The organism is Haloplanus sp. GCM10025708, from assembly GCF_042663985.1.
Classification (GTDB): Archaea; Halobacteriota; Halobacteria; order Halobacteriales; family Haloferacaceae; genus Salinirarus; species Salinirarus marinus.
This window is the reverse complement of the sequence record NZ_JBHSZA010000011.1, coordinates 1,862,264-1,881,545: the sequence shown is the minus strand read 5'-3', so window position 1 is coordinate 1,881,545 and position 19,282 is coordinate 1,862,264. Positions and strand designations below refer to the sequence as shown.

Here is a 19,282-nt window from a genome sequence, read left to right as displayed (position 1 = left end):
TCGCCATGGTCGCCGAGTCCTACGCGACGTGGGAGTGGTATTTCCGCATGGAGCGAGCCATCGCGTTCGCCCGCCCCTCGCGTCCGCCCTGTTCGTCCTGTCGCTGGCGGGCGGCGGCGTCATCGTCGCGCTCGCGCCCCGCGATTAAACCATCTGCGCGACGAGTTCGTCCTCGAACTCCAGAAAGCCGGCGTAGACGTCCGCCGCGGCGAGATAGAGGTCCGACTCCGCGTGGTCGTGGACGTCCGCGACGAAGGGGTCGACCCACCGGAGGAGATGTTCGTCGAGGAAGACGCGCTCGTAGCCGAACGCCTCCTCGGCCCCGCCCCGCTGGCGGGTGACCAGGTGCCGGAGGAAGGCGAGTTCGACGGCGACGAAGTCGTTCTCCTCGCCGTAGCCTTCGGGCGGCGTCCACCCGGCCGCCCCGTAACTCGCCTCGACGTCCGCCAGCCCCTCGCCGATGAACGCCGTGTCGTCGCGGTAGTTGGTCTCGTGGGCCAGCACCGGCGGCCGTGGGCCGACGAAGACGCGGGTGTACTCCGCCTCCAGTTCGTCCCGGACGTCGGCCGGATCGCGGCCGGCGTTGTCGTCGACGAACGCCCGTAGCCGTTCGAATCCCGCGTCGAGCGACGCGTTCACCTCGTCGGCCGGGAACCGGAGTTCGCCCGAGAGCAACCGCTCGACGAACGCCTCGTCGGGGACGTCGTAGAACGCCTCCACGAGGAAGTCCACGAGTTCGAGGCGGGCGTCGTAGACGGCGTCGTCGTTCATGGGCTCCCTCCCTGTTCGAACAGCAGTTTCGCCCGGCAGTCGCCGCAGTACTCGAAGATGCTCCGGTCGCCGTCGGGGGCGACGCCCTCGACGAGCCCCCCACCTCCTCGCGGACGCGCTCGACCGAGCCGGCGCTCGTGAACGGCTTGCCACAGCGAGCGCACTCCATCATCTCGCCCTCGTACACCGTCTCCCAGCGCTCGCCGTCCCGGTTCTCGGGGAGGCGCGACAGATCCAGACCGTCCCGCATCTCGATGGCCGTCTCCGGACAGCCCTCCTCGCAGAGGCCGCAGTTGACGCAGTCCTCGTGGGCGAACTGTAGCTCGCCGCCTTCCGTTCGCCTGATGGCGTCGGTCGGACAGAGCGTCGAACACGTCGGCGTGAGGTTACAGGCGTCGTCCACCTCCATCACGCCGAAGTCCTTCAGGCCGCGTATCACCTCCCGTTCGGGGGTCGCGTGGTCGAGTATCGCCCGGACGCTCTCCAGGGTCCAGCCGTGGCTGTTGAACGGGGGCGGCGGCCGCGACTCTCGCCCGTCGCCTCGTGGTCGCCGGCCGGGACGGGAGAGGAACCGAGGCCGTCGACGAACGCCGAGAGTTCGGCGACGAACGACTCGTGGTCGTCGCGTTCGGGCGCGAAGAAGGCGACGCGTTCGCCCAGACCGAGCTCCGCCGTCGCCCGGTTGAGACGGTCGACGAGGGCGGCCTTCGGGTCGGGGCCGGCGTGGAGACACGCCTCGCCACAGCCGACGACGGCGACGCCGTCGGCTCCCGCCGCGAGGGCGTGCATTGCGTGGGCCTCGCCGACGGTGTCGGTGCAGTTGACCGACACCGGGAGAACGGGCGGATACGACACGTCGCCGTCGGACCGGGCCCGCCGGCCGTAGGTCTCCAGCGCCGACTTCGCGCGTTCGTCGCAGACGAAGGCGACGACGGGCGTCTCGATGCCGTCGAAGCCGGGGCGGGAGAGCAAGCCGCCCTCGTCGTCGCCGGCGTCGAGCAGCGCCTCCACCTCGCGGGCGAGCCGGCGGTTCGACGGTTCGCGCAGGGTCACCGCCCCGGTCGGACAGGAACTCGTACACGCCCCGCAGTTCTGGCAGGCGACGGGGTCGAACTCCACGTCGTCGACCGAGGGATGGGAGACGGCCTCGTGCGGACAGGCGTCGACGCAGGCGGTACAGCCCCGCTGGCTCGACTCCCCCGAGGCGCAGACGTCCATCTCGAAGTCGAGGTGCGCGGGCTTTTCGACGCCGCCGAGGAGGCGCTCGACGTCGGCGACGGTTTCGGCGTCGACGGTCCCGGTGTGGAAGCCGAGGACGCCGCCGCGGGCCGACCCCGAGGCCCCGGGGTAGACCAACTGGTCGACCGTCAGGGTTCGTTCGACGCCGTCCAGGTCGATGGCGTCGGTGGGACAGCAGTCGACCCACTCGCCGCCCGGCGCGTCGGGGTGGACGTCGACCGGATAGCGCGTGAGCATCCCGTCGGGGCCCTCGCGGACACACTCCATACAGGAGATACAGTCGTCGGTGACGCGCGACCGGAGCGCGATTTCGAACTCGCCGAACCGGCCCGTGACGTCGGTGACCTGGCCGCGTTCGACGGCGACGTCGGAGAGGTCTGCGTCGACGTCGGCGAACTCGCGGCCGTCGGCGACGAGGGTGACGTCGGCCGTGTCGGCGAGGGCGGCCGCGGTGTGGGCGTCGCCGACGACGGCCACCGCGTCGCCCGCCTCCCGGGAGACGGTGCGCGAGACGGCCTCCTCGCGCAGGCCGGCGACGGCCGCGTTGACGAGGCGGGCGGTCTTGTCCGTCGCCGCCGCCTCGTCGTGGACCCAGCCGGCGGCCTCGCGGTGGTCGACGAACACCGTCGCCTCGGGGTGGAGGCCCTTCTCCTCGGCGAGCGTGCGGAACGTGCGCTGGCACCGCTGGTCGGGGGCCGTGATCACGAGGTGATCCAGGTCGTACTCGTCGACGAGGTGGTCGACGCCGGCCAATCCGTCCTCGCAGAGCAGGCTCGAACTGCCGACGACCTCGACGTCCCGAATCCCCTCGCGGACGCCTTCCAGGTCGAGCGAACAGGTGTCGTCACACGAACAGACGAACGCGCCGACGTGCATGGCCTTCGGTATGTGCTACCATACTAAAAATCTCCGCCAACCGACCAGTTCGGCGACAGCGCTGGGAGGATATGACGACCGATCAGAAATTCAGGCGTGGCGAACATTTAATGGCGCTCCTCTCGAAGTTTCCATGTCGTGTCGCGTACTAACACGGCACACGGAGGAGCCGACGTATGAACGTACCGAGAGCGGCGACGACAGTAAATGAGCACTGAACCCGTATCACTCGACCTCGACAGGCGGTCGTTCCTGAAGGCCAGCGCGCTCGCCGGGGCGGTGGCACTCGGGGGCGGCGGCGCGGGACAGGCACTCGCACAGGGCGGTGACGACGTCGACGCCACGGACACCGACTCCGAGCTGACGAAGACCATCTGCAACTTCTGTGCGGTGGGTTGTGGATTCAAAGGCGAACGCCAGGGGAACGCGTTCGTCGGCCAAGAGCCGTGGTTCGAGAACCCGATCAACAACGGAGCGCTCTGTTCGAAGGGAGCGGCCATCTTCGAGAGCGAACACACGGAGAAGCGCCTCAAACACCCGCTGATAAAGGAAGACGGGGAGTGGCGAAAGATCTCCTGGGACGACGCCCTCGACCACGTCGCCTCGGAGATCGAGCGAGTCTGGCAGGAGTACAGCCGCGAGAGTGTCATGTTCCTGGGGAGCGCCCATCACGCGAACGAGGAGGCCTACGCCAGCCGGAAGCTGGCGGCCTTCATGGGCACGAACAACATCGACCACCAGGCGCGCATCTGTCACTCCACGACGGTGGCCGGACTGGCGAACACGTGGGGGTACGGCGCGATGACGAACACCATCAACGACTACCGCAACTTCGAGATGGACCTCATCATCGGCCAGAACCCCGCGGAGGCCCACCCGATCGCGATGCAACACATCCTCGAAGGGCAGAAACGCGGCGGCGACATCGTCGTCGTCGAGCCCCGGTTCACGAAGACGGCGGCCCACGCCGATTACTTCTATCGGCTCCGTCCGGGGACCGACGTCGCCCTGATGATGGGGCTCATCAAATATCTCAGAGACCAAGGCGAACTCGACGACGAGATGATCGACGAACGGGTCATGGGGTGGCCCGACGTCGACGCCGAACTCGATCAGTACGACCTCGAAACCGTCTCGGAGATCACGTGGATCTCCGTCGAGGACTTACAGGAGCTGGGTGACCTCATCATCGAGAACAAACCCAGCGTCCAGATCGAGTGGGCGATGGGCGGCACCCAGCACAACAACGGCACGCAGAACATCCGCTCGTACGCCCTGGCGAGTCTGGGGTCCGGGAGCGCGGCCCGGAGCGGCGGCGGCCTGCAAGTGATGCGCGGCCACTCGAACGTCCAGGGTGCGACGGACCTCGCCGTCGCCAGCCACATCCTCCCCGGCTACTACGCCAACAGTTCGCCCGGCTCCTGGCGCTACTGGGCGGACGTGTGGACGGAGAGCCCCTACTCCAGCGGGGAGGTGACGTTCCAGGGGCTGTACGACCGATTCGAGAAGATGTCGGAGGAGAAGTTCGTCCGGCAGAGCCCGACCACGGAGGGGGCCGACGCGATCGACGAAACCTTCCCGAGCGAGCGGTCGATGATGTTCCAGAACGGGCTGACGGTCGCCCGCTGGTTCGAGGCGGCGCTCGATCAGGAGGACCGCCTCCAGGGAACGCCGCTCTATCAGCCGGAGAAGGTGAAGATCGCCCTCTTCTGGGGTCACTCGGTGAACTCCATCAGCGAGATGGCCAAGGCGAAACAGGCGATGGAGGCGCTCGACCTCCTCGTCGTCGTGGACATGTTCCCGTCGGTTGCGAGCGTCCTGCCGGAACGCGACGACGGCGTCATCATCCTGCCGGCGGCGAGTCAGTACGAACACTGGCGCTCGGTGACCAACTCCCACCGCTCGGTCCAGTGGAGCGAACCCGTCCGGCCGCCGTCCCACAACTCCAAGCCGGACATGCAGATCATGCAGGAACTCGCCGACCGCCTCGGCTTCGGCGAGCATTTCGACTGGGGGTCCGGTCCTAACATGTACAACGGCAAGAGCACCTACGAGGACGCCCTGCGCGAGATCAACCTCGGCGTCCGGACCATCGGCTACATCCAGGACCCCGAACGCCTGGAACTCCACCGCGAGTACGACTGGGCGTTCAGCACCGAGACGCTACGCGCCGACGCGGAGGGGACGCCCGTCAGCGGGGACTTCTGGATGCTCCCGTGGCCGTGCTGGGGTGAGGGCCACCCCGGAACGCCCATCATCTGGAACGACGACAGGGACCCCGCGACGGCGGCCAGGACTTCCGCGCCCGGTGGGGCGTCAAGGCACCGACGCCCGACGAGTGGTCCGGCGACGACTACCCGATGCAGGCGACGGTCGACCAGCAGGGCGAGGAGGGGCTGAATCTGCTCAGGGACCCCTACGAACCCGACTGGTACGACGGCACCGTCCACGGCGTCCCGCAGTATCCCGGCTTCGCGACGACGATGCCGGACGACCCGACGAACCCGGACGCTCTGACGCTCCCCTACGAGTACGCGCTCCGGGAGGACAAATCGGTGTACGACACCGCCGTCGACATGAACGAGAAGTACGACTGGGCGGAGTTCGACGAGGAGTTCTACCAGCAGTACGACCACAAGCAACCGGACGCGCCGACGGGGCGCGGACGGGCGCGAGCGGTCACGTGGAACTTCCTCGATACGGTTCCGGTCCACCGCGAACCGATCGAGAGCCCGAGCCAGGACCTCGCGGAGGCGTGGCCGGCCAACGGCCAACAGACGAACTTCTACCGCCTGGACCAGAACAACGCCAGAGAGCAGACGAGGGCGACGGCGGCCGCTCAGGAGCAGGGGATGAACACCATCATGACGACCGGTCGTCAGGTCGAACACCAGGGCGGAGGCTCGGAGTCGCGGTCGAACATCTTCCTCGCCGACCTGCAACCGCACATGTACGCGGAACTGCATCCGGACATGGCGGCGGAACTCGACGTCGACGGCGGCGACCTGGTCGTCGTCTCGACAACCGACCGTGGCTCAGTCCTCGTGAAAGCGCGGGTGACGAACCGGCCGAACCCCGAGGAGACGTTCCTGCCGTTCCACTGGGGGCGTCTTCAAAGGCGAGAGCCTCGAAGACCGCTATCCCGACGGACACATGCCCTTCGCCATCGGCGAGAGCGTGAACACCATCACCTCCCGCGGCTACGACGTGGAGACGCAGATGCAGGAGACGAAGGCGGCGATGGTCAAAGTCCAGAAGGCGACCCAGCAGGTCGTCGACGACCTGGAGATGGACGTCGACCTCGCCCAGTTCGACTTCCCGCAGGACCGTGACGGCATCGGCCGACAGAAGGACTTCGACGTCCGCGAACAGGAAACCATCCAGTAACTATGTCAAGCAACAGAGAGATGATGCGGGACGGCGTCATGAGCACCGGGGCCGACGCGCGAATCTTCCCGGACGTCGAAGCCTGCATCGACTGTGGCGGTTGCGTGGTCGCCTGTAAACGGACGTGGGACGTTCCCGCGGACGAACAGCGAATCAGCGTCTCAACGATGCTCGAGGGCAGGAGGCCGCCGAGGGGTTCAACGCCAACAGCGCCGGCGCGCTGAACGAGGGCCAGTCCCCCGGCGAGACGAGCGTCCCGATGCAGTGTTATCACTGCGAGAACGCCCCTGCGTGTCGGTCTGTCCGACCGACTCGCTGCTGAAGGCGGAGGACGGCTTCGTGCAGGTCAGAGACAGCCTCTGTATCGGCTGTCAGTACTGTCTGTCCGCGTGTCCGTTCGGCGCGCCGCAGTTCCCCGACTCCGACGAACCCACGGCGCGGTTGTTCGGCACCGGAGGGACGATGGACAAGTGTACGATGTGCGAGGAGCGACAGGCCGTCGGCAAGGGGCCGGCCTGTGCCGAGGAGTGTAGCACTGACGCCATCCTCGTCGGCGAAGCGAACGAGATCGCCGAGGAACTCGACCGTCGCGGGAGCGGGACGTTCTTCAACGGCGTCGCCATGGAGATCGTCTTCGGCGACGACGCGGAGGTGTTCCGATGAGCACCCACGACCTGCCCGAGACGAAGACGTACAGCCGGTGGGCCGTCCTCGCCAGCGCCGTCGGCGGCTTCGTCGTCGCCGCCCTCGCGACGTGGTGGGCGACGGGGAACGCCGTCTTCTACGAGGAACTGTTCCGCATCGCCCCGACCGTCGAGGGCGGCGGCGTCGGCACAGACTGGGTCGCCGGCAACACCGTCCCCGTCCTCGATTTCGCCATCGCGCTCGTCCACGCCGCCGACTTCCTGATGGGCGTGTTCATCCTCTTCATGGTGTTCGTCCACTGGGGGCGTTCCGCCGACTCGCCGGACGGATGCGCTCGTCCGACGTCGTCACGGACGGCGGGACGCCGGCGGACCGGGGCCGACCGGCTGACGAGGATCGACCGACGGACGAGAGTCGACCGACGGACGAAGGTCGACCGGAAGATGGCAAGACGCCGTCGCACGACGCGGCGGCCCGATCGGGAGGTGACGGCTGATGACGAATCTCGACCACGGGAAGTTCACCCGCGTGACGACGACCTTCCACTCGCTTCTGGCGCTCGACGTGTTCCTGCTGTTTTTCACCGGGTACGCCATCATGTTCCACGACGAACTCTGGTGGCTGCTCGAATTCATGGGCGGGAACGCCGCCGTCGCCGCGCTCCACCGGCTCGCCGGCTTCGGGCTGATGGTGCTCATCACGTTCTGGACGCTGTTGACGGTCCTGTCGAGTACCGGCCGGAGCAACCTCACGTCCATCGTCCCGACTCCCGACGACGCGAAGGCGTTCGTCCAGGACGTCCGGTTCGTCCTCGGGGACGCCGACGAACGCCACCCGAACGCCCGACAGTTCGCCGGCGGGACCGCCGACGACGTGCCGCTGCTCTCCTACGTCGGCAAGGGCGTCCTCTGGATATTCACCGTCGAGCTGTTCCTGCTGACCGTCTCGGGGCTACTCATCTGGAGCAAGACCGGTCTGATGCAGTACATGGCGACCAAGACGGCCGCGATGGCGTTCGTCACCTTCCACGGCTTGCTGGGCGTCATCATGCTGATGGGCGTGATGTTCCACGTCTTCGAACACGGCTTCCACCCCGCGTTCTACCCCGTCGAGACGAAGGCGTTCGTCCCGCGGAGCATGATCCCCGAATCCCACGGCGAAAGCGAGGGGACCGGCATCGAGAACCTGACGCTCTCGCCGAGCTGGGGTGGGCCGCGAACCTGATGGGAGCGCTCACCGTCATCGGCATCGTCAGCGTCCTGATCGCGAGCATCTTCGACGAGGGCTACCCCGTGCCCCGCGAACTCGCCGTCGGCGGCGGTCCGGCGAACTTCCTGCTCACCGTCGGCGTCAACGTCGGCGTCCTCGTGTTGTTCGTCGGCCTCGTCCTCTCGGTGTACGGGAACGTCCTGCGCCGCCGCTGGGAGCGCCAGCTCGAACAGCGCGCGGCGGGGAGCGCCGCCACCGACGGCGGCCGCCCCGAGGGGTCCGACGGCGAGTGACCCCCGCGTCGGCGGTCCGCGGTTGCCGGCCTACGAGGAGAGCAGCTCCGCGCCCTCGGCCGACAGTTCGACGCTGACGTCCTGCCGGGTGCTCTCGCTGATCTGGTCGAGGTTCCGCGTCAGCACTTCGAGGACGTCTTCGGGCTCCGGGTAGACGAGCATGTTGCCGTCGTCGTCCTCCATGACGAGCTGCGTATCCGAGAGCGTTATCTGGTCGTTCTCGATGTGTGCGACGATCGCCGCGAGTTCCTCCGCGCCGCCGGGGTCGCCCTCTTCGACCATCGTCACGTAGATGGCGTCGAGGCCGACCAGGTCCTTGTACTCGCGTATCTGGCGCGCACACCTGACCATGTCGCGCGTCACGGCCGTCTTCTCCTCGTTGCCGTGTTCGCCCTCGTGACAGTGCTTGCACACCCTGAGTTCCATCCGCATTCGTACAGTGTGACACGGAGGGCGCGTGCATATACCTTGGCACGGCGAACCACGGGCAGCGTTGACACAACACTTAATCTAACTGACGCGCAACTGCAACTATGGTCAGTACGCTCGGTCTCGGCTACACGATCCTGGTCCTGTTCGTGGCCATCGTCGGCGTCGTCGGCGTCCTGTTCGTGAGCCCCGGCGAGTCACGGAACGCACAGGCGCTCACCGTCCTCGGGGTGGTGGTGTTCCTCCTCGCCCTCGGCGTCGAGATGCTGGCGTAGCGTTCGCGGCGGCGCGAGCACACGGCGTGCGACCGGGAGTGGGACACCGCGGCACGGCGGCGAGACGGGAGCCTTTTACCGACTGGGTGCTACCACGACCCATGGAGGAACTCGATCTGGGCGTCCCGCGGCCGATTCTCGAATCGCTCCCCGACGACGACGCGGCCAGAGACGACATGAAGCGGGCCGTCGGCGGGCTGGAGGCGCAACTCAACCGCGCCATCGACGACGCCGACGACGAGAGCGAGGCCGCCGAACGCGTGGTCGACGCCCTCGAACGCCTGGAGGACCAGCTCGAACGCTACGACGAGTTCGTCCCGGAACTCCGCGCGTGGGGGCAGTCGCCCATCTACGCCATCGCGTGGCGCAACCTCCAGGCGGATCTCATCATGCAGATCCAGGAGTACGAGTGGCTCCAGGACTACGTCACTCGCGAGCGCAACGCCCGCCTCGTGGAGAACGGCATCCGGCTTCGGGACGTCTGATGCCATACCGCTTTTAACGGCGGCGGTCGTTCCAACGGTATGCAGGTGGAACTGAAGTTCTTCGCGACGTTCCGGGAAGCCGTCGGCGGAAAGTTTCTCGAACGCGAGTTCGAGGAGGGTACGACCGTCGGCGAAATTCTCGCGGCACTCGAATCCGAATTCGACGGACTGGAGGGGCAGTTGCTCGTCGACGGCGATCTGAAACCACAGATCAACGTTCTCAAGAACGGGCGCGAGGTGCTTCACATGGCCGGCACCGAAACGACCGTCACCGACGGCGACACGATCGCGATCTTCCCGCCCGTCGCCGGCGGACACGTCTGATGTCCGAGGAGTGGACGAGGCGCGAGCGGTCCTACCGAGGCATCTCGATCCGGCTCGCCGTCCAGTATCTGACGACGCTCGGCGGCGACGCGGTGGGCGACCACCGCGTCGTCGCCGACGACTGGGAAGCGACGCTGTCGGCCGAGAAAGTCGGCATCGGCCCGTCGCTCACGCTGACCGAGGTGACCGTCGTCTTCGAGGGCGATCCCGAGACGCTCGATTCGCTCGTCGACCGCTTCTCGCAGAAGGCGATGCGGGCCGGAGGCTGAGGATGGACGCGAGCGGCGACCCCATCGAGGGGCAGGTACTCCTGCTGGCCGCCGCGAAGGCGAGCGTCAGCGCCGACCGACTGCCGGAACTCGTCTCCCGCGTCGAACGCCTGCTCGACCCCCGACGCGACGAATATCGCCGCGAGTACGAGTGCGTCTACGAGGACGACGACCGGGTCGTCTTCCTCGTTGCGCCGGGCCACTGGGAACGGGTGGGCGACGAACTCGACTTCGACCGCCGCGAACGCGAGGCCGTCCGCCGCGCCCACGACGAGCAGTTGCTTCGCGTGGGCCGGCGAACCGACCGCCGCGACGAGTTCGAGACGGCGCTCGACATCAGAGACGCCGTCGTCGTCGGGGCGTGATCGCGGCTCCGGACGACGCCGACGCGTCGACGGGGCGAACACGACGGGCGTCCGCCGACCCTCGACTGCGACGGTGGCCGACTGGCGGCTCGGAGTCGGCGGCGTCTGAAACGGACAGGCATTTCTCCGGCGGTAGCGAGAGTCGGATATGCACCCCGACTTCCGGAACGGCGTCCGGGCGGCCCTCCCGCTGCTCCTCGGCGTCGTCCCGTTCGCCCTCGTCTCGGGCGTCGCCGCCGTCGGTGCCGGCCTCACTCTCGTCGAAGCGATGGGTCTGTCGGTCGTCGTCTTCGCCGGCGCGTCCCAGCTCGCCGTCCTCGAACTGCTGGGACAGAACGCACCCCTCGCCGTCGTGATTCTGACCGCCGCCGTCATCAACGTCCGGATGGTGATGTACTCCGCCTCCATCGCGCCGTACTTCCGGCCGTTGCGCCGACGCTGGAAAGTGCTGCTCGCCTACCTCCTCACGGACCAGGCGTACGCCCTTTCGATCGCCGAGTACGCCCGAACCGACGACACCGACCGCCGCTGGTACTACTTCGGAATCGCGGTGACCATCTGGGTGGTCTGGCAGCTCGCCACCGTCGCGGGGATCGCCCTCGGAGCCAACGTCCCCGACCGCTGGGGCCTCCAGTTCGCCGTCCCGCTGGTCTTTCTCACGCTGCTCGTCATGGCGCTGAAAGACCGTGAGACGGTCGCCGCCGGCGTCGTCGGCGGCGGCGTCGCCGTCGCCGGCGCGGGCCTCCCGCTCAACCTCGGCCTCGTCGTCGGGGCGCTGGCCGGCGTCGCGACCGGCGTCCTCGTCGAACGGAGGGCCGACCGGTGACGACGCGTTACGGTCCCGCCGCGATCTGGGCGGTCGTCGTCGTCGTCGGCGCCGTCACGTTCGCCTACCGCTACTCGTTCATCTACCTGTTCGGCCGCATCGACGCCGTCCCGCCGAACCTGAAGGCGGCGCTCCGGTTCGTCCCGCCCGCGGTGCTGGCGGCGCTCGTCCTGCCGTCGCTCGTCACCGTCGGCCCGACGCCGGCGGCGACGCTGACCGACGACAGGCTGCTCGCCGGCGTCGTCGCCGGCGTCGTCGCGTGGCACACCGAGAACATGCTGGCGACCATCGCCGTCGGGATGGGCGCGCTCTGGACGCTCAGGTTCCTGCTTTAGAGCGACCGTCGGCCGGTCGCTTGCCGTCCGCCGTTCCGAGTAACGGAGCCGGCAGCATAGCGTCGGAACTACGCGGTGTATCCTCTTGAATCTCCGGAGACTCGCCGGATCCGCGTCGAAAAAAGCGTCGGGCCGTCGCGTCAGTCGTCCGCGGGCGTGCCGGCACCGCTGCCGGTGGAGACGCCCGTTCCCGGCCCGACGTCGATACCCAGTTCGTCGAGTTTCTCGTCGGGGACGACGCCGTCGACCCAGCCGCGATGGTCGTAGTACTCGGCTTTCATCTCGTCGAGTTCACAGAGCGCGCCCTCGGAGCCACCCTGTCCAGGGATGGCGTCCTCGCTGCCCTCGACGAAGCGACTCGGCAGGGTGTCGTCGTCGCCGTCGAAGCCCGCGAGGTTGTTGTAGTAGCGTTCGAGGTTGTAGACGCGCTCGCCGGCCTGCATCAGTTCGTCCTCGGTCACGTCGCGCCCCGTCATGCCGTTGTACTGCTTGACGTACTCCTCGATGCCTTCGGCGAAGGCGTTGAACTTGCAGATGTCGAACGAGTCCGAGATGGCGTGCAGGTCCTGGAAGGTGGCACACAGCTCGCCTTTGCCCTCCCACTCGTAGGGGTCGACCTTCTCCGGAATGCCGAGGATTTCGGCCGCCGGCGTGTAGCCACGCAGGTGACACGCCCCGCGGTTCGAGGTGGCGTAGCCGATGCCCATCCCCTTCATACACCGCGGATCGTACGCCGCGATGGTCTGGCCCTTGACGTCGAGTCGGCAGTCGTGGGCGTCCATCTTCTCGGCGGCCCGCTTTGGCCCCTCGGCGAGCAGGTCGGCCAGGTCGCCGTCGCGGCGGGCCACCTCCTCGATGAGGTCGATCATGCGCTCCTCGTCGCCCCAGTCGATGCCGTCGCCCAGGCCGTCGAGATACCCCTTCTCGGTCATCTCCATCGCCATGGCGAACATGTTCCCCATGTCGATGGTGTCGACGCCCATGTCGTTACACCGGTCGATCATCACCGCGATGGCGTCGCGGTTCGTCTGACTGGAGTTGGGACCGAGCGCGTACGCGCTCTCGTACTCGTAGGACTCCATCCGGACGTTCATCTCCTCGCCTTTGTGCTCGTACTGCACCTCGACTTCCTTCTTGCAGGCGACCGGACAGGAGTGACACGTCGGCTCGTCCACGAGGATGTTCTCGCGGACGTTCTCGCCGGAGACCTTCTCGGCGTCGAGGTCGACGCCCTCGGCCTCCGAGTAACTGCGTACCGACGTGTACTTGCCGTTTTTCGTCGGCAGCCCGTCCATCTCCTCGGCGATGTTCATCAGGACGTTCGTCCCGTAGACCGACAGGCCGCCCTCGTTGGGAGCGGTGACGTCGGACTCCTGGATGGCCTGCATCGCCTGCTGGTATCCCTCCGTGAACACGTCCGGCTTCGCCGGCTTCGGCATCCGAGTGCCGGACTTGACGACGACGGCCTTGAGGTTCTTCGACCCCATGACACAGCCCGTACCGCCGCGCCCGGAGGCCCGGTCGTCCTCGTTCATGATGCAGGCGTAGCGCACCCCGTTCTCGCCGCCGGGGCCGATCGCCATCACCGAGAGGTTCTTGCCGATCGATCCCTCGCACTCCTCGCCGAGCGTCTCGATGGTCTCGTGGACGCCCATCCCCCAGAGATGGGAGGCGTCGCGGAGTTCGACCTCGCCGTCCTCGACGAAGGCGTAGACGGGGTCGTCGGCCTTGCCGTCGAAGACGAGGCCGTCGAAGCCGCTCCACTTGAGGCGCGCCCCCGACCAGCCACCGTGGTGGGAGTCGGTGACGGTCCCCGTGAGCGGCGACTTCGTACAGACGGCGACCCGGCCGCTCATGACGGTCTGCGTGCCGGTGAGCGGCCCGTTCATGAAGGCGAGTCGGTTCTCCGGACCGAGCGGATCCACGTCCGGACCCGCGTCGAAGACGTATTTGACGCCGAGCCCACGCGCGCCGATGTACTTCTCCGCGTCGTCGTCGTCGATACCCCGATAGGCCACGTCCCCCGCCGAGAGGTCTACGTGTCCCACGTTGTCGTGAAAGCCACCTAAGTCAGTCATTGTAAGGTCCATTAGTTGTATTAGGTCGGAACCACGTTAGACGTTGTCGTACGAGCGTAACTGAATACGGTTACGACGCCGGCGCGGTCGTGGGTCGCTCGCTGACCCGACGCCCGCGCACGGAACCGACCGCGGGCGCTGTTCCGAACGCCCACGGTCCGGCACCGGCGGAGCTGGCAGCCGAAGCCGATTTACCTGACGACCGGGTAGAGACGCCGATGAGCAAGCCGACGCCCGAGGTGTACGAACGGGGCAAGGGTATGGACGCGCACAACGAGGTGATGCGGTCCATCCGGTCCCGCAAGCAGAAACAGTACGACCCCCACGAACCGACGCGGGTGTGGATCGACGAGGACAACACGCCGGACGGCGTCTATCAGTCGCTCACCATCATCCTCAACACCGGCGGCTGTCGCTGGGCGCGGGCCGGTGGCTGTACGATGTGTGGCTACGTCGCCGAGTCCGTCGAGGGCGGGAGCGTCAGCCACGACGCGCTGATGGACCAGATCGATGCCTGTCTCGCCCACGAACGCGAGAACGCCGACGAGGCGTCGGGCCTGGTGAAGATCTACACCTCCGGTTCGTTCCTCGACGAGCGCGAGGCGTCCGCCGAGACGCGACGGGCCATCGCCGAGACGTTCGCGGACCGCGAGCGCATCGTCGTCGAGTCGCTCCCCGACTTCGTCGACCGCGAGAAACTCGCCGACTTCACCGATCGAGGGCTGGAGACGGACGTCGCCGTCGGTCTCGAAACCGCCACCGACCGCGTCCGCCACGACTGCGTGAACAAGTACTTCGACTTCGAGGAGTTCGTCGCCGCGAGCGAGGAAGCCGACGCGGCCGGCGCTGGGGTCAAGGCCTACCTCCTGATGAAACCGCCGTTCCTCTCGGAGCGCGAGGCGCTCGAAGATATGAAAGCCTCCGTCCGGAAGTGCGCCGAACACGCCCACACCGTCTCGATGAACCCCTGTAACGTCCAGCGCTACACGATGGTCGACGAACTCTACTTCCGCGGGGGCTACCGCCCGCCGTGGCTCTGGTCGGTCGCCGAGGTGCTCTGCGACACCGCCGACGTCGACGCCATCGTCGTCTCGGACCCCGTCGGCCACGGGAGCGACCGGGGGCCACACAACTGCGGCGACTGCGACGACAGGGTCCAGCGCGCCATCAAGGACTTCGACCTCCGGCAGGACCCGACGGTGTTCGAACAGGTCTCCTGCGACTGCGAGGGGGCGTGGGAAGCGGTGTTGGAAGAAGAGACGAGTTACGCGCTGCCGCTGACGCGGTGATCCGCGTCGGAGATCAGCGCCGAAACCCCGGAGGACGCCCTGGCCGTCGGTGCCGTCGAGGTCCGGGAGCGTCGCGCGCTCGGGATGGGGCATCATCACCGCGACGCTCTCGCGGTCGCCGAGGACGCCCGCGACGTTGCCCGTCGACCCGTTCGGATTGGCCGCGTCGGTGACGTCGCCGTCGGCGTCGCAGTACCGCAGGAGGATCCGGTCCTCGCGTTCGAGGCGGTCGTAGTTCTCGGCGGCGATCTCGAAGCGTCCCTCGCCGTGAGCGATGGGGAGTTCGAGGACGTCGCCCGCGTCGTAGGCGTCGGTCCACGGCGTGTCGGCGTTCTCGACGCGGACGTGGACGCGTTCGCACTGGAAGCGCGCGCTCCGGTTCGTGGTGAACGCGCCGGGGACGAGCCCCGACTCACAGCCGATCTGTGCGCCGTTACAGACCCCGAGGACGGGAGTCCCCTCTTCGGCGGCCGCCCGAACCTCGTCCATGATGGGCGACCGGGCGGCCATCGCACCGGCGCGGAGGTAGTCGCCGTAGGAGAAGCCGCCGGGGAGCACGATCCCCGTCGTCTCCGCCGGGAGGCCGTCCTCGTGCCAGACGCGTTCGGCGTCGACACCGAGGTGAGAGAGCGCTCGCACGGAGTCGCGGTCGCAGTTGCTTCCCCCGAACTGGACCACCGCAACCGTCATCGCTCTTCGACCTCGACCTCGTAGTCGTGGATGGTCGGGTTCGCCAGCAGCCGTTCGGCCATCTCCTCCGCGCTCGCTTTCGCTTCCTCGGCCGACGCCGCGTCGAGGTCGATCTCGAACCGGTCGGCCGACCGGAGGGCGTCGAGTTCGAAGCCGAGTCGTTCGAGCGCCTTCCTGGTCGTCTCGGCCTCGGGGTCCAAGACGCCGTGCTTCAGCCGGACGGTGACCGTCGCGGTGTATGCCGTCATCGTCTTACTGTGCGCGGGTGTGTGCAAAATCTCTTTTGGAACGAGTTAGTTGTACACGCTCGTGTACATGCTGGCGAGCGCCGGAGGCGAGGGCGACGCGGGCCGCCCCCGCGGGCGACCGAGTCGCCTCAGAGGCCCCGGACCGCGTCGACGGCCGCGTCGATCGGCGGCGCGTCGAACCACGCCTCGTCCGTGTAGGCGTTCGCCCCGGCGGCGTACATGTCGGAGACGGCGTCGACGACGGCGTCGGGGAGGTGCATCGGATCGACGTCACAGAGCGGTCGCCAGTCGGCGCGGTCCGTGGCTCTCACCGCCTCTTTCGCCTCGCTCACGGCGTCGACCCAGGCGGGCTGTTCGCGCTTGTAGTACTGGCGGACGACCTCCTTCGAGACTTCCTGTCCGTCGTAGCTGAAGCGGTTCTCGTCGAACGTGCCCGCGACGTCGGCGACGCGGACGGTCCCGTCGTGGTAGAGACACTCGATCTTGCCGTCCTCGTGGACGAACCCGGTCGCTTCGGCGCGTTCGTTGAGGAGGCGATTCACCGCGAGCGCGAGTGCTTCGAGGCGATCGACGTCGGCCGCGCCCGCGATGCGGTCGGCGTCCGCCCGCGAGAGGTAGCGATCCTGTTCCTCGTACTTCGTCGAGAACTCGACGACGGGCTCGGGGAGAGCGACCGGTTCGTCGGGCCAGTCGTCGAACCCGAGGCCGTAGTCGGCCGGGTCGGCGCGAGCGCGGAGACTTGATCCGACGGGGACGGTGTTGCGAAAGACGACTTCGAGCGGGATCAGGTAGTTCGACCCCGCCGCGGCGTGGTAGGCGTCGTAGTCGTAGCTGCCGTCCTCGTAGGGCAACTCCGGCACCTGCGTGAGGCTGATCGCCATCTCGCGCGGCGGAGCGTCGGCCTCCGCGAGCGCTCGCGGCTCGCCGTCCGCGACGACGCCGCGGTAGTGAGTCGGCACGCCGTCGGCCTCGAAACGCTCGAAGTTGAACGCGCCCATGGTACAGAGGCTCGCCCCCTTCCGCGGGATCTGATCGGGCATCCGCCCCCAGTCGAAAACGGAGTAATCGTCGGTGAACACGAACCGCCCGCGACCGAGGTCCGTCGCGGTCGGTTCGCGTTCGACCCGGAACTCCTTGACGCTGGTCATGGTCGAACGGGTGTCCCCCGTCGGGAAGAAGCTTTCACTTCCCCGTATCGTCGCCGACGCGGTCGAAGACGAGGTCGAAGCGGACCGTCTCGTCGGCGTTTCGCACCAGGTCGACGTCGACGTACGGGTCGAGGAGGGCGTGCGCCAGGTAGAACTCCAGGCTGACCCCGGAGCCGACCGGATCGAAGAGGGACCGCTCGACCGACGGCGGCAGTTCGGCCGGCGTCGCGGTGACGGTGAGCGTGGCGGTCCGCGGCGAGTGGCTACAGGCGAGGGTGACCGTGCCGCCGTCCTCCGTGAGCGTGGTGAGCGCGCCGAGCAGGAGGTACAACGCCTCTCCGAGCAGTTCGTTGGCGCGGACGGTGACGCCGCAGTCGGGGAGAGCGACCGTGACCGCGGAGCCGCGTCGCGTCTCCGCCACCGAATCGAGGACGCACGCGAGGCGGACATCCGTCTCTGCGAAGTCGCCCTGGTCGACCGCCGTGAGCGTCCGCACGTGCTCGACCAGCGTCGCCATCGTGTCGGCGCGGTCCGCGATCGTGTCGAGCGTCGCTTCGTCCTCGGGCGGGACGGACGATTTGAGCTCCTCCGCGTAGCCGCTGATGACGTTCGAACCGTTGAGGACGTAGTGGCGCAGGAGGTCGTTGAGGCGCTCGATCCGTTCTTTCTCAGCCTCGATCGCCTCGGCTTTCGCTTCGGCCCGGGCGGCCGCCTCCGCGGTGGTGATCTCTCGGGCCTCGATGGTACCGATGAACAGGCCGATCGCCAACCCGACGCTCCCGGACAACTGGAGGGCTTCGTACAGCTCCGCCGGCCGCACCCGCTCGGACCCGACGTAGACGACGACGGTTCCGAGGCCGAGAAAGAGGAGGACGCTCGCCAGCACCCAGCCGGCGAACCGGGGGTAGCGTCCCTCGTCCAGCGGGCGCGTCGCGTGCCAGTAGCCGCCGTAGAGAACCGCCGCTGCTGAGCCGCCGCCGAGGGCGACGTTGGCGAGCAGGTGGAGGGTGGCGTGGCTCGCGTCGTACGTGACGACGTGCCAGAGGGCGTTCCCGCCGGTGACGACGCCCGACGCGAAGACGGCGTATCCCCACCAGCGTCTGTTCATCGCGCTGCTGACGTTCTCTCGCGGAGCCCCATTAGTTGTCGGGCGAGAAATTAAGGGTCCACAGGTCGCGTTCGTAGATGGCATATGACTCGACACCGGTCGTTCGACATCCCGACCGACGGCGACGGGAGGGGACGATGACCGCCCCGGAGGCGTGGAGCGAGGCACAGACGTCGACGACGCTCTCGGTGGACGGCCACGACGTGTCGGTGGCCTACTACGAGGCGGGCGCGGAACACGACGGCCCGCCCGTCGTCTTCCTCCACGGCATTCCGACGTGGTCGTATCTCTGGCGCGACGTCGCGCCCGCCGTCGCCGAGGACCGCCACGTCGTCGCCCCGGACCTCGTCGGCTACGGCAACTCGTCGATGGCCGACGGCTTCGACCGCTCGATCCGCGCCCAGGAGCAGGTCCTCTCGGTGCTGCTGTCGACGCTCGGAACCGCTCGCTGTGACCTCGTCGCCCACGACATCGGCGGCGGCGTCGCCCTCCGCTACGCCAGCCACCGCCCCGCCGACGTGCGGCGTCTCGTCCTCTCGAACGCGGCGTGTTACGACTCCTGGCCCGTCGAGTTCGTCAACGGCCTCGGCGTCCCCGGCGCGCTCACGGAACTCGACGACGAGGCGTTCGAGTCGAAACTCGACTTCGTCTTCGGGGAGGGCCTCTACGGCGACGCCGCCGACCACGAGGCGTTCGTCGAGGGGATGAAAGCGCCGTGGCGGACGAGCGAGGGGCGCACCTCGCTCGAGCGAAACGCCGTGGCGACGAACACGAACCACACCACGGAACTCGACTACGGGGCCGTCACCGCCGAGACGCTGTTGCTCTGGGGCGCAGACGACGTGCTCCAGCCGCTCGCCAACGCCGAGCGACTCGCCGCCGACGTCTCCGGGAACGCGGCCGTCGACGGACTGGACGAGGCGTACCACTGGGTCGTCGAGGACCGAACGACGGCCTACCGCCGTCGCCTCCGGTCGTTTCTCGTGGACTGAC

The 19,282-nt window shown here is 67.8% G+C and carries 17 protein-coding genes and 5 pseudogenes; 13 read left to right on the top strand and 9 right to left on the bottom strand.

Features of this window, described 5'->3' with window-relative positions; genetic code table 11:
- Window positions 1-144 precede the first annotated feature (144 nt).
- On the bottom strand, window positions 145-771 hold the full coding sequence (locus tag ACFQJD_RS13665) for a TorD/DmsD family molecular chaperone (RefSeq protein WP_379798938.1): 627 nt from the start codon (window positions 769-771) through the stop codon (window positions 145-147).
- Window positions 768-2,886, bottom strand: a pseudogene (locus tag ACFQJD_RS13660) (hydrogenase iron-sulfur subunit). The gene ACFQJD_RS13665 and the pseudogene ACFQJD_RS13660 overlap by 4 nt, the downstream one beginning before the upstream one ends.
- Window positions 2,887-3,093: 207 nt before the next feature.
- Between ACFQJD_RS13660 and ACFQJD_RS13655 the strand changes: the two are divergent.
- Both ACFQJD_RS13655 and ACFQJD_RS13650 read left to right on the top strand, forming a co-directional pair.
- Window positions 3,094-6,273 (top strand): annotated as a pseudogene (locus ACFQJD_RS13655) (formate dehydrogenase subunit alpha).
- Between the two features lie 2 nt (window positions 6,274-6,275).
- Window positions 6,276-6,936, top strand: a pseudogene (locus tag ACFQJD_RS13650) (4Fe-4S dicluster domain-containing protein).
- Window positions 6,937-7,054: 118 nt separating this feature from the next.
- Here the strand turns inward: ACFQJD_RS13650 and ACFQJD_RS13645 are convergent.
- Entirely contained in the window at window positions 7,055-7,204 is a 150-nt protein-coding gene (locus ACFQJD_RS13645; protein WP_379798936.1) for a hypothetical protein, read from the bottom strand.
- A 42-nt stretch (window positions 7,205-7,246) separates the two neighbouring features.
- Here ACFQJD_RS13645 and ACFQJD_RS13640 point away from each other — a divergent pair, with 42 nt between their 5' ends.
- Complete coding sequence (locus ACFQJD_RS13640) at window positions 7,247-7,414, top strand: hypothetical protein (RefSeq protein WP_379798934.1); 168 nt, start codon at window positions 7,247-7,249, stop codon at window positions 7,412-7,414.
- Window positions 7,414-8,420, top strand: a pseudogene (locus tag ACFQJD_RS13635) (cytochrome b/b6 domain-containing protein). The gene ACFQJD_RS13640 and the pseudogene ACFQJD_RS13635 overlap by 1 nt, the downstream one beginning before the upstream one ends.
- A 30-nt stretch (window positions 8,421-8,450) precedes the next feature.
- On the opposite strand, the gene ACFQJD_RS13630 reads toward ACFQJD_RS13635, so the two are convergent.
- Window positions 8,451-8,852, bottom strand: coding sequence for a hypothetical protein (locus ACFQJD_RS13630; RefSeq protein ID WP_379798932.1), 402 nt, complete (start codon window positions 8,850-8,852; stop codon window positions 8,451-8,453).
- A gap of 101 nt (window positions 8,853-8,953) precedes the next feature.
- Between ACFQJD_RS13630 and ACFQJD_RS13625 the strand changes: the two genes are divergently transcribed.
- From ACFQJD_RS13625 to ACFQJD_RS13595, 7 genes are all read left to right on the top strand, one after another.
- Window positions 8,954-9,124 carry a hypothetical protein gene (locus ACFQJD_RS13625; protein ID WP_379798931.1) on the top strand — a complete coding sequence of 57 codons (171 nt, stop codon included), beginning with the start codon at window positions 8,954-8,956 and terminating at the stop codon, window positions 9,122-9,124.
- 101 nt (window positions 9,125-9,225) lie between these two features.
- Complete coding sequence (locus ACFQJD_RS13620; protein ID WP_379798929.1) at window positions 9,226-9,609, top strand: hypothetical protein; 384 nt, start codon at window positions 9,226-9,228, stop codon at window positions 9,607-9,609.
- A gap of 39 nt (window positions 9,610-9,648) precedes the next feature.
- Window positions 9,649-9,933 (top strand): ubiquitin-like small modifier protein 1, encoded by a 285-nt coding sequence (locus ACFQJD_RS13615; protein WP_379798927.1) that lies wholly within the window; start codon window positions 9,649-9,651, stop codon window positions 9,931-9,933.
- Window positions 9,933-10,202, top strand: coding sequence for a hypothetical protein (locus tag ACFQJD_RS13610; RefSeq protein ID WP_379798925.1), 270 nt, complete (start codon window positions 9,933-9,935; stop codon window positions 10,200-10,202). The genes ACFQJD_RS13615 and ACFQJD_RS13610 overlap by 1 nt, the downstream gene beginning before the upstream one ends.
- 2 nt (window positions 10,203-10,204) lie before the next feature.
- Window positions 10,205-10,567 carry a hypothetical protein gene (locus ACFQJD_RS13605; RefSeq protein ID WP_379798923.1) on the top strand — a complete coding sequence of 121 codons (363 nt, stop codon included), beginning with the start codon at window positions 10,205-10,207 and terminating at the stop codon, window positions 10,565-10,567.
- A gap of 148 nt (window positions 10,568-10,715) precedes the next feature.
- Window positions 10,716-11,393: an AzlC family ABC transporter permease gene (locus tag ACFQJD_RS13600; protein ID WP_379798921.1), complete on the top strand. Its 678-nt coding sequence runs from the start codon at window positions 10,716-10,718 to the stop codon at window positions 11,391-11,393.
- Window positions 11,390-11,728, top strand: a complete 339-nt coding sequence (locus ACFQJD_RS13595) for an AzlD domain-containing protein (RefSeq protein ID WP_379798919.1) — start codon at window positions 11,390-11,392, stop codon at window positions 11,726-11,728. The genes ACFQJD_RS13600 and ACFQJD_RS13595 overlap by 4 nt, the downstream gene beginning before the upstream one ends.
- 140 nt (window positions 11,729-11,868) lie before the next feature.
- Here the strand turns inward: ACFQJD_RS13595 and ACFQJD_RS13590 are convergent, their stop codons facing one another.
- Entirely contained in the window at window positions 11,869-13,806 is a 1,938-nt protein-coding gene (locus ACFQJD_RS13590; RefSeq protein WP_379798917.1) for an aldehyde ferredoxin oxidoreductase family protein, read from the bottom strand.
- 218 nt (window positions 13,807-14,024) lie between these two features.
- On the opposite strand from ACFQJD_RS13590, the gene ACFQJD_RS13585 reads away from it, so the two are divergent.
- Window positions 14,025-15,095 (top strand): archaeosine biosynthesis radical SAM protein RaSEA, encoded by a 1,071-nt coding sequence (locus ACFQJD_RS13585; protein WP_379800524.1) that lies wholly within the window; start codon window positions 14,025-14,027, stop codon window positions 15,093-15,095.
- Between the two features lie 21 nt (window positions 15,096-15,116).
- Here the strand turns inward: ACFQJD_RS13585 and purQ are convergent.
- The 4 genes and pseudogenes from purQ to ACFQJD_RS13565 all read right to left on the bottom strand — a co-directional run.
- A pseudogene (gene purQ / locus ACFQJD_RS13580) lies at window positions 15,117-15,785 on the bottom strand (phosphoribosylformylglycinamidine synthase I); the annotation flags it as partial.
- Entirely contained in the window at window positions 15,782-16,033 is a 252-nt protein-coding gene (gene purS / locus ACFQJD_RS13575) for a phosphoribosylformylglycinamidine synthase subunit PurS (RefSeq protein ID WP_379798914.1), read from the bottom strand. The pseudogene purQ and the gene purS, both read right to left, overlap by 4 nt.
- A gap of 128 nt (window positions 16,034-16,161) precedes the next feature.
- Window positions 16,162-17,181: a phosphoribosylaminoimidazolesuccinocarboxamide synthase gene (locus ACFQJD_RS13570; RefSeq protein WP_379798912.1), complete on the bottom strand. Its 1,020-nt coding sequence runs from the start codon at window positions 17,179-17,181 to the stop codon at window positions 16,162-16,164.
- A 34-nt stretch (window positions 17,182-17,215) separates the two neighbouring features.
- The gene (locus tag ACFQJD_RS13565; RefSeq protein WP_379798911.1) at window positions 17,216-18,289 is read right to left on the bottom strand and encodes a hypothetical protein; all 1,074 of its coding nucleotides are present in this window, start codon (window positions 18,287-18,289) and stop codon (window positions 17,216-17,218) included.
- A gap of 137 nt (window positions 18,290-18,426) precedes the next feature.
- Here ACFQJD_RS13565 and ACFQJD_RS13560 point away from each other — a divergent pair, with 137 nt between their 5' ends.
- Window positions 18,427-19,281: an alpha/beta fold hydrolase gene (locus tag ACFQJD_RS13560; protein ID WP_379800522.1), complete on the top strand. Its 855-nt coding sequence runs from the start codon at window positions 18,427-18,429 to the stop codon at window positions 19,279-19,281.
- Window position 19,282 lies beyond the last annotated feature (1 nt).